Annotated in this window: 11 protein-coding genes; 9 read left to right on the forward strand and 2 right to left on the reverse strand. The window is 41.5% G+C overall.

The window, feature by feature from the left end:
- Positions 1–49: 49 nt before the first annotated feature.
- A complete protein-coding gene (gene folE / locus ACZW67_RS12860) occupies positions 50–646 on the reverse strand; it encodes a GTP cyclohydrolase I FolE (protein WP_465183569.1) in 597 nt (198 codons plus the stop codon).
- A 342-nt stretch (positions 647–988) separates the two neighbouring features.
- Here folE and ACZW67_RS12865 point away from each other — a divergent pair, with 342 nt between their 5' ends.
- A complete protein-coding gene (locus ACZW67_RS12865) occupies positions 989–1,795 on the forward strand; it encodes an enoyl-ACP reductase FabI (protein WP_465183570.1) in 807 nt (268 codons plus the stop codon).
- A 175-nt stretch (positions 1,796–1,970) separates the two neighbouring features.
- The gene (locus ACZW67_RS12870) at positions 1,971–2,666 is read left to right on the forward strand and encodes a YoaK family protein (RefSeq protein WP_465183571.1); all 696 of its coding nucleotides are present in this window, start codon (positions 1,971–1,973) and stop codon (positions 2,664–2,666) included.
- Positions 2,667–2,710: 44 nt separating this feature from the next.
- Here the strand turns inward: ACZW67_RS12870 and ACZW67_RS12875 are convergent, their stop codons facing one another.
- The gene (locus tag ACZW67_RS12875) at positions 2,711–2,875 is read right to left on the reverse strand and encodes a hypothetical protein (RefSeq protein ID WP_465183572.1); all 165 of its coding nucleotides are present in this window, start codon (positions 2,873–2,875) and stop codon (positions 2,711–2,713) included.
- 449 nt (positions 2,876–3,324) lie between these two features.
- On the opposite strand from ACZW67_RS12875, the gene ACZW67_RS12880 reads away from it, so the two are divergent.
- The 7 genes from ACZW67_RS12880 to ACZW67_RS12910 all read left to right on the forward strand — a co-directional run.
- Positions 3,325–4,746, forward strand: a complete 1,422-nt coding sequence (locus ACZW67_RS12880) for an SLC13 family permease (protein ID WP_465183573.1) — start codon at positions 3,325–3,327, stop codon at positions 4,744–4,746.
- 124 nt (positions 4,747–4,870) lie between these two features.
- The gene (locus ACZW67_RS12885) at positions 4,871–5,659 is read left to right on the forward strand and encodes a metallophosphoesterase family protein (protein ID WP_465183574.1); all 789 of its coding nucleotides are present in this window, start codon (positions 4,871–4,873) and stop codon (positions 5,657–5,659) included.
- A gap of 168 nt (positions 5,660–5,827) precedes the next feature.
- Complete coding sequence (locus ACZW67_RS12890; protein WP_465183575.1) at positions 5,828–6,436, forward strand: DUF1543 domain-containing protein; 609 nt, start codon at positions 5,828–5,830, stop codon at positions 6,434–6,436.
- Between the two features lie 293 nt (positions 6,437–6,729).
- A complete protein-coding gene (locus tag ACZW67_RS12895; RefSeq protein WP_465183576.1) occupies positions 6,730–7,287 on the forward strand; it encodes a hypothetical protein in 558 nt (185 codons plus the stop codon).
- 102 nt (positions 7,288–7,389) lie between these two features.
- The gene (gene hrpA / locus ACZW67_RS12900; protein ID WP_465183577.1) at positions 7,390–11,709 is read left to right on the forward strand and encodes an ATP-dependent RNA helicase HrpA; all 4,320 of its coding nucleotides are present in this window, start codon (positions 7,390–7,392) and stop codon (positions 11,707–11,709) included.
- A gap of 1,228 nt (positions 11,710–12,937) precedes the next feature.
- Entirely contained in the window at positions 12,938–13,915 is a 978-nt protein-coding gene (locus ACZW67_RS12905) for an OmpA family protein (protein WP_465183578.1), read from the forward strand.
- Between the two features lie 84 nt (positions 13,916–13,999).
- The coding region (locus ACZW67_RS12910; RefSeq protein ID WP_465183579.1) for an Ig-like domain-containing protein at positions 14,000–15,228 on the forward strand (1,229 nt) is incomplete at its 3' end.

The raw sequence follows: 15,228 nt of genomic DNA on the forward strand, positions 1-15,228 counted from the left end.
TGACTATATATTTAATGATTATATATTTAATGACTATTAATTTTAATAATCAAAAAGCAGGTTGACGCTTAGGTATCGCGCTCAAGAATTCCGTGCGCGCTTGATTGTCATGGACAAACTCGCCTAGCATGGACATCGTACGCGTGGTTGAATGCTGCTTATTGACACCGCGCATCATCATGCACATGTGTGCTGCATCCATCACGACAGCAACGCCGCGGCAACCAGTGACTTCCATAATAGTTTGTGCTATTTGTTCGCTTAGGTTCTCTTGAACTTGCAAACGACGGGCAAACATATCAACGATACGGGCAAATTTTGATAAGCCCAAGACTTGTCCGTTAGGTAAATAGCCGACATGTGCGATACCATGAAACGGCAACATATGATGTTCGCATAATGAGTAGAATTCAATATTTTGTACCAATACTAGCTCACGATTGCTTGATGGGAACAGCGCATCATTGACGACTTCATCCAAGTTCTGATGATAGCCTTGGGTTAAATGGGCAAAAGCTTTTGCGGCACGCATGGGTGTTTCTTCAAGACCAGGGCGGTGCAAGTCTTCACCAGTTGAGCCGATCAATTGACGATAAGAATCGGCGCTCTCTTGGTAATTTGATGTTATTGTTAGGGTGTTACTCATAAGTTTGGCAGCCATCCAAAATGTGGGTGTAGCTTAACGCTAAATCCTTGTTTACAAACAACGGTTGTAAAGGATTATTATAAAAATTGTGCAAGCTGGGAAGGGCTGTGATTATACTTGAAATCTGCTTAACTTCATACTGCTGTGGTTCGTAGTTCAATGTTTAATCAATATTAGGCACCATTGTAGGCAAATCTAGTTTACGACTGTTTACTTAAATTAATTCGTGTATAATAGTTCACCTATCATTTGTGTTTAATTATCACTGGCTATCTGTCATATATAACAACTCTAAATAATTTTTTAATATCAATAAATTTGATCGATTCAAAAGGAAATACTATGCTACTTCAAGGACAAAGATTTGTCGTAACGGGCATTGCAAGCAAACTCTCTATCGCTTGGGCAATCGCAGAAGCGCTACATCGTGAAGGTGCTTCACTGATTTTGACGTATCCAAACGATAAGATCAAAAAACGTGTGGATATGGCTGCAGAAAAATTCGAAGCAGATTTGGTACTAGAGTGCGACGTAGCGTCTGATGAGTCTATTGCTGCTTGCTTTGAGCAAGTGACTGCTCATTGGGGTGATGGTATTGACGGTGTGGTACATGCAATTGGCTTTGCACCGATGGATCAGCTAGACGGCGACTTTGTCAGTGCGACCACTCGTGAAGGCAGTCATATTGCGCACGATATCTCAAGCTATAGCTTTGTTGCGTTGGCCAAAGAAGCTCGTGCATTGCTAGCCATGCGTCACGGCTCTATGTTGACATTGACTTATGAAGGTAGCATTTCAGTATTACCGAACTACAATGTCATGGGCATGGCAAAGGCCAGTCTTGAAGCCAGTGTTCGCTATCTTGCGACTTCTATGGGCGGTGAAGGTATCCGTGTTAATGCGATTTCAGCAGGTCCTATCCGTACGCTTGCTGCTAGTGGCATCAAATCATTCCGTAAAATGCTTGATATCAGCGAAAAAATTGCGCCACTACAGCGTAATATTACGCAGACAGAAGTAGGGAATGCTGCATTGTTCTTACTATCTCCGTGGGCATCCGGTATTACTGGAGAGATTATGTTTGTTGATGCTGGTTTTAATACCGTTGCCATCAGCGAGCAGTTAATGATGCTGGACGAACCAAAGTAATTATCTTATATAATTAAGACTTATATAATTAAGAGTATTCTTAGATACTTAATAGCATTGTTTAAAAAATAGCTTTTAAGAAAAATAGCGTTTAAGAAATAAGGAAGGCAGCCAATTGGCTGCCTTTTTTGGTTATACTAGAGGCCATTTTTAAGTTAGCCTTCAGGCAGTAGATATGATAACTAAACTACCAAAGTGGATATTGTGGGGTGGTGCAGTGCTTGCGTTTAGTGCGGGCTGCGTCAATACTGCGGCATTAATGGGCTTTGCTAATTTATCAGTTTCGCATGTCACTGGCAACGTGAGCTTGTTTGCATCAGCGATTGCTTATTTAGATGTGCACAGTATTTTGTATATTGGTGCGCTGCTGCTGTCTTTTTTAGCGGGTGCGGTCTTGAGTGGTTTCGTGATTGGACAAGCGCCTTTAAAGCTGGGTAAACGTTATGGCCGTGCGTTATATCTCGAGGCGTCATTACTGCTGATTAGCTATTGGTTGTACCAGCAGCATGATTATTTAGGGCAGCTAGCCGCTGCGATGGCTTGTGGATTACAGAATGCCATGGTGGCAACTTATAGCGGTGCCGTCATTCGTACGACTCATCTCACAGGATTGACGTCGGACATGGGTGCAGCGATTGGTAATTGGTTAGCAGGTCGTTCAATCAGCAAGCCGACACTAGGTTTTCAGGCTATTATCTGGTACTGCTTTTGCGGGGGCGGTGTCGTCGGGGCATTTTTATATGCCAAAGTAGGCTATGGCGCGTTACTGGTGCCTATCACTATCGTACTGACGGCAGCGTTTATATATAACTATGCATCAGATCACTTGCCAGAAAAAAGAGAGCCAAGACGGAAAAGGCACTCACCATAACGATAAGTGCCTATTCTCTTTTGCTTTAAACAGGAAGCGGTAATTTATTTATCGTCTTCTTCGCTGTGGTTTTCATGTTCGTGCATACCTTGCATCATATCTAATGCAGAGTCATCAGTACGTTGCTGATCTTCTTTGGCTAGACCGTCTTGATTGATGTCTGTTGGTGCCATTTTTGTGGTTGAGTCAGTTTTATTTGCGTTTGTCATAAAGTGCTCCTGTTTATTTTTATGTATTTCTAGCATAAATCTCTAATAGAAATAGGCTTTGAGATGTCGATAATTATTTGGCTTAACAGTCAGTATGAGAGACGGCTATACTCTTGTATACATACGGTGTACACTTGTTTAGTGAATATATGTAACCAGAGATTATATAGGTTTTAAATAGTGCATTTCTATTTCTAGTCATAGATAAAATGCATAATTACGCCACAGTTAACATAGAACTTATTTCGAATAAATATGTCAGCATTAAGAATGGTTAAAAGAATATTCTGGTATAAATTTATTAAGTAATTTGTCAATTAATTTTTCTGTCATATATCTGCTATGATAGCCACGTATTTTTTTGGGTTAATGACAAAGTGAATACTATATATAGTCGCCTTCATATGTAGGGCATTTTCACACTGTCTTTGAGGAAATAAGGACGTTTTATGTCAGAGCAAAAACTAGACAGCCATCTACCTAACGATGGTAATGAGTATTTATTTACCGATACCTTTCCAAAAGGTACTGGTAAAGGATTGATTGTTGTCGCTATTGCGGCGATTGTCGCTATGATTATCTATAATGTGTTGCCATTCGATATTAATGCCAATAAAGGGCTAGCCTTGTTGTTTTTCATTGGTGTGCTGTGGTTGACGGAAGCGGTACACGTCACTATCACTGCGATTTTAGTGGTTGTAGTTGGTACTTTGGTTGGCATTCCTGATTTTAATGCTGAAGTCGGTCTGCAGAGCTTTGCCAGCCCCATTATTTATCTCTTCTTTGGTGGTTTTGCCTTGGCTGCCGCGTTACATGTACAAAAGCTCGATAGAAAAATCGCGCTAAAAATTCTATCGTTGTCGGGCGGCAAGCTCAGTACAGCAGTATTTTTGATATTTGGTGTGACGGCATTCTTGTCCATGTGGATTTCAAATACAGCGACAACGGCAATGATGCTCCCATTGGCACTCGGTATTTTGACGCAAGTTGATAGTAAAGAAGATCGCGGTACTTTTGTGTTTGTACTGCTCGGTATTGCTTATTCAGCAAGTTTGGGTGGTTTGGGCACGATTGTCGGCTCGCCACCAAATGCGATTGCTGCAAAAGCATTGGATATCGCATTTGTTGATTGGATGAAGTTTGGTATTCCAATGATGCTGATACTATTACCAGTACTGTTGGGTGCGATGTATTTGTATCTAAAGCCGAACCTAAACCGTACTATGAAGCTAGAGCAAGATGAAGTTATTCCTTGGACCAAAACCCGCGTATTAACAATTACTGTTTTCATTGTCACGGCAGTTAGCTGGATATTGTCTAAACAAATTGGTGCTGCAGTTGGTATCGAAGATACAGATGCTGTTGTGGCTTTACTTGCAGCAGTGGCGGTTGTGAGTTTGGGTCTGGTGTCTTGGAAACAAGTATCAGACAACACAGATTGGGGCGTACTCATGTTATTTGGTGGCGGTATTGCGCTATCAAATATCCTAAAAGTATCAGGTGCGTCATTAGTGTTAGGCGAGACGGTTGCTAATGGCTTACAAACAGCGCCACTATTGGTGGTGATGCTTGCAATCTCAGCCTTTATTATTTTCTTGACAGAGTTTGCATCTAATACGGCATCTGCCGCATTGCTTGTACCAGTATTTGCTGCTATTGCAGAGCAGATGGGCTTGCCACATGAAGTGCTAGTATTGGTCATCGGTATTGGTGCGTCGTGTGCCTTTATGCTACCTGTTGCTACCCCGCCAAATGCTATTGTGTTCGGTACAGGTCTCATCAAGCAGACAGAGATGATTCGTACTGGTATTATCCTTAATATTATTGCCACCTTTGTGGTGGGACTATGGGCGTATTTCTTCTTACTGTAGACTAGTTAGGAATATGGCCATAAAACAAAACCCGATGTTTTAAGTGATTCTTAAACATCGGGTTTTTTTAATTTCCATCACTGTTATCTAAATCCAACCTTGGCTGGAATATGAAACCATGAATATGAAGCATTTAAATAGTAAGCATATAAGTAGCATCGCTGCAATTTCCGACATTCATAGCAATGTCTTTGCTCTAGAGGCGGTTCTAGCAGATATAAAACGCCGTAATGTAGAGCAAATCGTCAATCTTGGTGATATTTTGTATGGTCCCATCGCACCGAAAGCAACTTATGATTTGCTGATGACCTATCGAGACGATATTATTACCATTTGTGGTAACCAAGATAGGCAGATATATGAGGCTACAGCGGCAGATATTGAAAGTAATCCAACGCTAGATTTTATTATCGAAGACTTGCCTAAGTCGGCTATTGAGTGGATGCAAGGCCTGCCGTTTGACTGTCATTTAAGTAAGGATGTCTACCTATGCCATGGGTCGCCGACAGACGATATGGTATATCTGTTGGAAAATATAGAAACGGGTCAACCGAAAGTACGTAGCGATGCAGATATTCTGGCATTGCTCAATAGTATTGATAGTGACATTGTCGTATGTGGTCACACCCATATCCCGCGTACGGTAAAGCTATCGACCGATCAAATGGTTATCAATACTGGTAGCGTTGGTTATCCTGCCTATGAAGATGACTTACCTAATATCCATAGGATGCAGACCTATTCTCCTCATGCAAGTTATGCAATCATTAGGTGTGTTGATACCGAGCAGGGGAAACGCTGGCAAGCAGAGCATATTAAAGTGCCTTACGATTATGAGGCTGCTGCTCAATTAGCTTCAAAGAATGGTCGAGAAGATTGGGCATTTGCACTGAGAACGGGGCGTGTGTTGTAAGCTTGGTATGACATTATTTATTTAATAATCTACCTCATAACTTTAACTATAGTCGATTCAATTTAAAAGTAGTACAAGGCAACCGAGTGTAGATGTATATTTGATACTTCAAGCGAGGTTAAAGCTGTCATACTTTTATAGTGGAATGACGATATAAGGCAATGATTTATGCCAATCCTATATATGATTCAACTGGGCGCTCGGCCCAAAGGTCGGTTGATTGAACAGCACGATATTTTCTTCGGTGTGGCCAATCAGGTGAGTGAGTTAATCGCAGATATCAATGAGCATTGGCCAGAAGTAAAAAACAAGTGGCATATTGACTCGTATCGTGCGGTTACCAACGTCGATGGTTATACCATTAAATTGGTTGAGCCCAGTAAGCAAGTTGACAATCGAACTGATCATAGTAAAGACTTAAAGCTGTTTTTCATTAATCTCGGTGGATACCAGCAGGGCAGTTTTGAAGAATTTCATTATAAGTTACTCATCGTTGCCTCCAATCAAGCAGGGGCTATCAAACAAGCAAAACAAAGTGCGTTTTATCAGCAGTTTACTTTTGAAGATAGCAACTCACCTTTTGATGCTGCTTCACATATTGATGATAAGTTTGAAGTGGATATAGACGATATATATAACGTGAATGATCTGATATCAGACCTTCAGTTAGTGATTGAGCCTATCGATAGTGTCGATAAATCAATAGGTGAGGATTTAGCAGATAAAGAATATGTTGGCTATTTGAGTATCAAGAATTTAAAAAAATTGGAATTATAATTAACAAGATTATTGAATAAATAACTCATTCACAAAAATAAAATAGGGCGAGCGGATTTGCAAAATTTCATAAAAGGATTTTTTAAGTGGGTTATTGCAGGTATTGGCATTGGAATAGGACTGTTCATTGTTCTAGTGGCTGTAGAGTTTTGGAATAATAAGAATGAACCAGAAAAATCTGATGACACTACAGCAGTATCAAGTATCAAGTATCAAGTATCAAGTATCAAGTATCAAGTAACGAGGCTGAAAATGCTATAGAAGATAACAGTGAATTATCAAGCTCTCAATCTATGGTAAATGCTCAAGACGTACCGATAGGTTATAAATTGATGGAAGAGGGAGGTGTCATGTTAGATGCACCTATTATGGGCATGGAATGGGAGAGTGTGAAAGATGAAAACACGACCACTAATCCACGTGTGTATGAACCCTTTATGATATATCAATGTGTCACGGAAGACGGTGAGCATTTACGTTTGGATGTGATTAATAGCGATATTGGTTATATGCTTAAGTATTATTTCGCCACTCAAGGTAATCCTTTAAAGCTAGAAGCACAGCAAGCTACTGAGGATGCCTATTATGTAAAATATCTTAATGCTACAAGTCTCATTATGCGAGATCCGAATAATTATTATAAGTTGTCACAGTACGAAGACGGCGATACCTCTTTTTACATCATTAATGCCATCACTGGTCAGGAGATGAATCATTTTTCTTGTGAGAATAACTCGATTGAAAATGATCAGTATGCTTTGATTGCTCAAATGGAGCCAGAGCATTTTAAATTTAAACCTATGACTGACGAGCTTGAATCTCTTTTGACTGAGCGCTTTGAAAATCAATAAAAGCCTTTTTGGTTACCAACCAAACATCAGAACCAACTTGAATCACACTCAAATTACCCCCATAATCTAAACACTTTTAAATAATAAATAGCCTAAGTAAATATGCCCAATAATTCTGAGAATACCACACAAGCATCTAACGAAGATGCTGCTCGTCAAACCAATAGCACTATAAATCCGAATAAAGAAAGCGATAGCATAAATCACGAAAATTTACGTATTACATCGCGTAGTGCCACACCAAACAGTGCCATACCGAGCAATGATAAAACAGCTGCTCAATCTCATATAAGCGCTGATTTGCCAGTACTCGCCAAAGACAGCTATTACTTGACTCGTCTAGAGCGAGAGCTGGCACGTGCCGTTGTGTCGAGTAAAAAAGAGAATAACGAAAAAGCCAATGAAGCGTTAACGAAAAAACGCGAGCAATACGACAAAATAAAAACGCGCTCTCAAGAAGCAGTACAGGCGCGTATTGATAGCATTCCTGCAGACTTGCCAGCCAAGCTAAACCTTGATTTGCCCGTGAGTCAACGTGCTGATGATTTGATTCAAGCCATCATCGATAACCAAGTTATTATCGTCGCAGGTGAGACCGGTTCTGGTAAGACGACGCAGTTACCGAAGCTTGCGATGCTGGCAGGACGTGGCATCAAAGGGCAGATAGGGCATACACAACCACGGAGACTAGCAGCGAGAAGTGTGGCAAACCGTATTGCGGAAGAATTGGGCGAACCCTTAGGGAATACCATTAGTTTTAAAATTCGCTTTAATGAGCAAGGCACAGCGCAGTCTGTCGTGAAGCTCATGACGGATGGTATCTTATTGGCTGAACTGGGTCATGATCGGTTTTTGAGTAAGTACGATACGATTATCATTGATGAAGCACATGAGCGTAGCTTAAATATTGACTTTATTATGGGTTATCTGAAAAAGATGCTACCCAAGCGTCCTGATTTAAAAGTCATTATTACTTCAGCGACACTAGATACCAAACGCTTTAGTGAATACTTTAGTCACTATGATGCCAAACTTAAACGTAAAGTGCCTGCGCCAATCTTTAATGTCGAGGGTCGAAGCTTTCCGGTAGAAGTTCGTTATCGTCCACTCACTGATGAGCCTGTTACGAGCTCCGATGATGACAGTTATGATGACTTTGAAGAAAACTTACCGCGTGCCATCGTTGCCGCAGTAGAAGAGTGCTTTAGTGATGCACAAAGCAAAGGACATGCTGATCAGGCAGATATCTTGATATTTGCCGCGACGGAAGCCGAGATTCGTGAGACACAAGAGGTGCTAGAGCGTCATGGGCCTAAGCACACCGAAGTATTACCTTTGTTTGCGCGGCAGACCTATGAAGAGCAGCAGCGTATTTTTCAGCCGTCCGGTCGTGGTCGACGTATCGTTATCGCGACCAACGTGGCTGAGACAGCGCTGACCGTACCCGGTATTCGCTATGTTATCGATCTAGGATTTGCGCGAATTTCCCGTTATTCCTACCGCTCACGCGTACAGCGCCTACCTATTGAAGCGATTTCACAGGCAGCGGCCAATCAGCGTAAAGGTCGTTGTGGTCGAGTTGCGCCGGGTGTCTGTATTCGTCTATATAGTGAAGAAGACTTTAGCGGTCGTCCAGAGTTCACTGAACCTGAGATTCTACGCACTAACTTGGCATCAGTTATCTTGCAGATGGCCAATCTGCGCTTAGGTAGTGTCGATGATTTTGCGTTCATTGAGCCACCTGACAGCCGCTTGGTCACGGACGGGCATAAATTGCTCGACGAGCTAGGGGCAATTACTTCTAAAACTGAAGCCACTTCTGCGAATAAAACCAATAAACCAAAACCAAAAAAAGGTCTTGATCATCTTGCTTTGACGCCTACTGGTCAAAAGATGGCACGTATGCCAATCGATCCAAGGCTGGCACGTATGTTGGTGGCTGGTTCTGACTTTGATTGTATTCGTGAAATGCTTATCGTTGTCGCCGCACTTGCAGTTCAGGACCCACGCGAGCGTCCTGTTAATAAACGTCAGCAAGCGGATCAAAAGCATGCTGAGTTTCGCCAAGATGACTCTGACTTCTTATTCTATTTAAGCCTATGGAAAGCATTGTTTGAAAAGGATGAAGACGGAAATAAGCTGTCTGGTAATCAGCGCAAGCAGTTTACTAAGAAAAATTATCTGAGCTTTCCACGTGTACGAGAGTGGCATCAAACGCATCGCCAGCTGGTGCAAATGGTCACTGATTTAAAGCTTACCGATGTCAATGATGCCAAAGCTGCTGCTAAAGGCAAGGCGCTAGAGGCTACTACTAGCGACCCTACGGCGATTGAAGATGAAGAGCTAAAGGCAGTTAAGTACGCGAACCTGCATCGTGCGTTGATGACAGGTCTACTTTCTACTATTGCTCACAAAACTGAAAATCGTGGCGAATATCTCGCAGCTCGCCAACAAAAAGCCAAGATATTTCCAGCCAGTACGGTATTTAAGCAGATACCACCATGGGTGATGGCATTTGAGGTGGTAGAAACCTCTCAGGTATTCATGCGTACGGTGGCCAAAATTGAACCAGAATGGATTATCTCCGCTGCTGGTGACTTGTTGAAGTATCATTACTTTGAGCCGCATTGGTCGAAGAAGACAGGTCGCGTCAAAGCGTATGCACAGATTAGTTTATTTGGTCTGATTATTATCAGTAAGCAGCTGACCAATTATGAGCAAGTCAATCTCAGCGAGTCACGTGAAATATTTATCCGTGATGGCCTGGTCACTGGTAACTTGGGTCGCCAAGCGCCATTTTTACAGCACAACATGGATAAAATCGCAGACATCGAACGCATTGAAGATAAATTACGCCGCCGTGATTTGTTGGTCGATGAAGAGTCGCTGTACCAGTTTTATGACAAAAAAATCCCTGAGCATATTGCCAGTCGTAAATCTTTTGAAGACTGGCGCGCTGAGGTTGAAAAATCTGACACCAAGCATTTATTTTTTACCGATGATGATGTACTTAATAGCCAAGCACCGACCACGGGAGACTTCCCAGAAGTATGGAAGTTGGGTGACTTAAAACTACCGCTACGTTATATCTTTGATCCGGCAAGTGATGATGATGGTGTAACCATTCGCGTACCGCTTGTCGCGTTGCCGCAGCTTGATGCAATTGAGCTATTGTGGGGCGTACCTGGTTGGCGCTATGAGCTAGTGCTGCAATTACTTAAGTCATTACCCAAAGATATCCGTCGTCAGATAGTTCCTATTCCTGATACGGCTGATGGTTTGTTTGACGAGTTGCAACCCGCTGGTGGACAAGGACTATTGAAACAGCTCTGCCAAGCGCTCAATCGTCGCGGTATTATGTCAGTGACACCAGATAAATTTAATCCTTCTACTATTGACCGTTATTTGCAGCCCCAAATCTGTGTGGTCGATGATAAAAACCGTATTATCGAAAAAGGTCGTGACCTGCAAACGTTGCAGGTTCGACATGCCAGTGAAACCCGTCAAGCCGTTAATGAGCAGCAAGGGGCACATACTGAGTTCCCTGAACATTTTGCCTTTAGCAAAAACCATCATAGTGCAGGCGTGGTGATGAAGCAGTTTGCGGCTTTGGTCGCTGATGAAGCAGGTGAAGCGGTATCGATTCATCAATATACGGATGTTAATGCGGCATTACAGGCGCATCGTATCGGAGTACTTGCCTTAATTAAGAGCAAGCTTGGCGCAAAGAAAAAGCAGCTTACTAGTCAAGTTGACAGTATCTTTAAATTGGCTTTTGCACCACTTGGCGATATGGGTAAGCTTAAGACTATCATCATCGATGCAGCATTAGACGCGGCGCTTGAAGAGCATTATATATTATTTGATCACAGTACAGACTTGCCTGAAAATGCAGATGATAATGCGGTAGCGCTGGCTGAGGAATTGCCGTTTACCTCAGCAGAGTATGAGAAAACCTTAGAAGTCGTGGCTGGCAATTTTTTATTGACTGGTCAAAGCGTGATTAAGACTCTCAAAAATGTCTATACCCGATGGCAGCGTATTCGCCAAGGCTTATTAATGCTAGATCGAGAGATATTCGGTGAGTCTATCGAGGATATCGAGGATCAGCTAGAGGATTTACATCTGGCTGATTTTGTCTATCGCATGGATTATAGCCATTGGCAACAGTATCCACGCTATCTAGAAGCGTTAGAGATTCGTCTTGAACGCCTTGAGCACAATCTGGATGCGGATCTGGATGGCGTCTATGCATTAGATTTACATATGGAGCGACTAGCAGGGCGTGCGGACAAAGACGCCATTAGCGAATACCGCTGGATGGTAGAAGAATATCGCATTCAGCTATTTTCTCAGCCAATGAAAACCCGTATGGCCGTATCACCGAAGCGTCTAAGTAAGATGTGGGATAAGGTGGGTTAGAAATGGTATTTGTAAAATATATTTTTTATCATATAAGTATCAAACTATCACTTCGTCAATACTTGATTAACCACATTTTGACAAAAGCTATTTCTGTATTTTGATTCACTTATAAAGGAAGAGGGGCTATTCGATGGATACTACCTCTTCTTTTCTGATTTTATGTAAATCTAAGGTATTACAAACTATCAAGACATTGCGCTGCTGTTTTGTATGACTCCTTACTTATATTGCTTTAGGGTTAAGGCTATAGCTAGTTCAATATAAAATTGACATAGCCCGTATCATAAAACAGTGTTGTTCGGTTTTTTCTATCCATGCTTGGTATACAAATTTTGCGTGAATCTGCTTTTTCAGTAAGATTTAGGTCAGGTAAAGCTTTGATGCTACGTTTTGAGCAAGCAGGGTTTTATTATATATTTGCTATTATCTATCACAATTCTACATTCAGTGTCAGAACTTGGCATTAGAGTCTGTTTTTACCAAGCTTAAAACATCTCACCATTAACATGTCTTTTAGATTCAAAGTAACCAAGAGCAAATAATACCTGTTTATGCAGTGTAATTTATCTATTCTTTATACAGTAGTATTTGACGTTACTTAATCTTGCTTATTTCATGATTAATGCTAAGGATGGCCTGTTGCGAAATCCCATAACATAAATGATAATGAGATTTATTGGCTGTTGGTTACACATGGTATCTTATCTACATTATTTAGCGGGGCTAATAGGTTTTAATTACTGGCTTGTGACAGGAGTTCGTAGACTGCTTGATAATGATTATCAGAACATGGTGACTTTATTATAAGTAAATCCACTATAAGACAACGGATTTAAAGCTGGTTTATAGGGCTAAGGTTCAAAATGTCTTGTCCCTAATGTATGATTTTATTATGTTTTTTTTATATATTCAAGAGTAATCGATGCTGATATTTTTTGGATCCAAATAAATATTCATAAAATAAAATATACCGCTATGTAGTAAGTCATTGTTATGTAAAGAGTAACCGACAAAGTTTTCGTAAATACGCCTAAAGCTCTTGATTGTTTTATCTCTATCTTAGTATACTTCCCTTTGGAAAAAACTAAAATTCACTAAAATTTACATACTTCAACTTGTTTTCTAGAAAAGCATGCTTGGAAAAAAGCAGTATTTCACGTATCACGTATCGTCAGGGATAACCCAAAACCTTATCCTCAAATTAATGATAAATTAGGAATGCACCATGGAAAGAGTATTCAAGCACATGAAAACGGCTATCGTATTGCCAACCCTCTTATTGAGCCTCTCTGCTTGCGCCTTGACTGGCCATAATAGTATTGACAACGAAGGTGATAGCCGCCGAGTGGGTAAGGTGACATGGGATAATCAAGCTGACACTGACTTTCAAAAAATACTAGACACTAATGTTGATGACAACGAAACGCGATTGGTGTTGATCCGTAAAAATGATAATAACGTAGAACAGACCAGTGCCAACGTGGCCATCAACAACAGATTCCAAGTTAGCTTGCATCCTGGTAATTATACCGTCGTCAACTCTTGTGTTGGTACTAATCAGATTAGTGCGCATGCTACTGGCTTTAAAGACAACAACCTATTAGCAGACAAAAAAGACTATCAACTAAAAGGTGGTCAAACCTATTTCTTCTATATAGTCATGGATGAAACAGGTAATAGTACACTTGAGCAAATAACGCCTGAAAGTGCCTTACCGTTACTAGATACCAAACGTTATCAGACGCATCAAATCAGCCGAGTGGTACCTAATTGTCAAGCGCCAGTTGTCACACAGTCGCCTGTAGTGCAACCACCTGTAATGCAACCAGTTGTACCTGTACTAGCTGAAAAAGTAACTATTGAACTGGAAGTTTTGTTTGATACAGATAAAGCCATTGTAAAGCCTAATTACTACAATAAAATATCTGAAGTTTCGGACTTCATGAACCAGTATCCTAATACTGTTGTCACTATTGAAGGACATACAGATAGCCGTGCCAGTGATAGCTATAATCAAGCCTTATCACAACGTCGCGTTGATGCTGTCAAAGCTGTATTAATTACTCAGTTTGGTGCGGCATCTGATCGCCTTAAAGCGGTTGGTTATGGGGAATCTCAGCCGAGAGCTAGTAATGATAATGCAGCAGGTCGACAACTTAACCGCCGTGTGGTTGCAGTTGTAGAAGAGCGTGCAAACAACTAAATACAAGCATGACGAATAGACAATAATTTTGCCTCATAAAAAATATTAAGCGGCATCACTAAATCTAAAAAACAAGGTAATAACATGAATACGATAATCGTAAAAACGAACGATGCGAATAAGACCGTTGACCAAATAGAAGTGGTTACTAGAGATGGTGTACCAACAGTTATCCAAGCGACTGATAACGTTAATTACGAGTTCCACGATACCGCGATTAACCGTGCTCCTAATCACATCACTACCAAACGTATTGATAATGATTTGCACGTCTCATTTGAAGAAAATGGCGCAGACAGCGATCTCATCATAGAAGGTTTCTATAATAATCCAGACAGTGCTCTAGTCGGTATTGCTGAAGATGGTGAATACTATTACTACATTCCAGATACTGGTGAAACGTATGACTATGTTACGCAGCTAGCAAATGGCGACGTAGAAGGACAAGCTTTAGGTGGTCAAGAATATATTGCCGCAGCCATACCTTGGTGGATACCTGCTGCTGCAGGACTTGGATTAGTAGGATTGCTTGCTAGCCGTAATAGTAGTGGTAATAGCTTTGATGATAATGCTGTACCGGTAGCAACGAATGATAGCCAAGTAGGAGACTCAGGTCAGCCAGTATTGGTTGATGTATTGAGCAATGACACCGACGATGAAAACAACATTGATCCAACCAGCGTCAAATTAATCGATCCAGAGACTGGTCTTGAAGTGACTGAACTGAATGTCGCTGGTGAAGGTTTATGGACTGTTGATCCAGTCACAGGTACAGTAACCTTTACCCCAGAAGCTGGTTTTACTGGTGATCCAACACCTGTTAACTATATAGTATCTGATTTGACGGGTGAAAAATCTAATCAAGCAACCATCACTGTTGATTATCCGCAAACGGCACCAGTTGCTAAAGATGACACTCAAAACGGCGTTTCAGGTTCTCCTGTGACTGTGGCTGTGGTTGGTAACGACACTGATGCTGAAGGCGACTTAGATCCAACGACAGTTGTGATCACTCAATCACCAGCAGGTGGCACCATTGCTGCTGACGGCAAATCGGTTGACGTACCAGGCGAAGGTTCATGGGTCGTTGATCCAACCACTGGTGACATCACCTTTACGCCAGAAGCAGGCTTCACTGGTGATCCAACGCCAATCAGCTATACCGTTGATGACCGTACTGGTGAGACCTCAAACGAAGCGACTGTTACTATCGATTACCCACAAACGGCACCAGTGGCTGTTGATGACAATGAGTCAGGCACCTCAGGCAGCCCTGTTGTGGTTTCTGTGATCGGTAACGATACTGATGCTGA

The sequence above is a fragment of the Psychrobacter sp. TPE 89C genome (genome assembly GCF_055522395.1).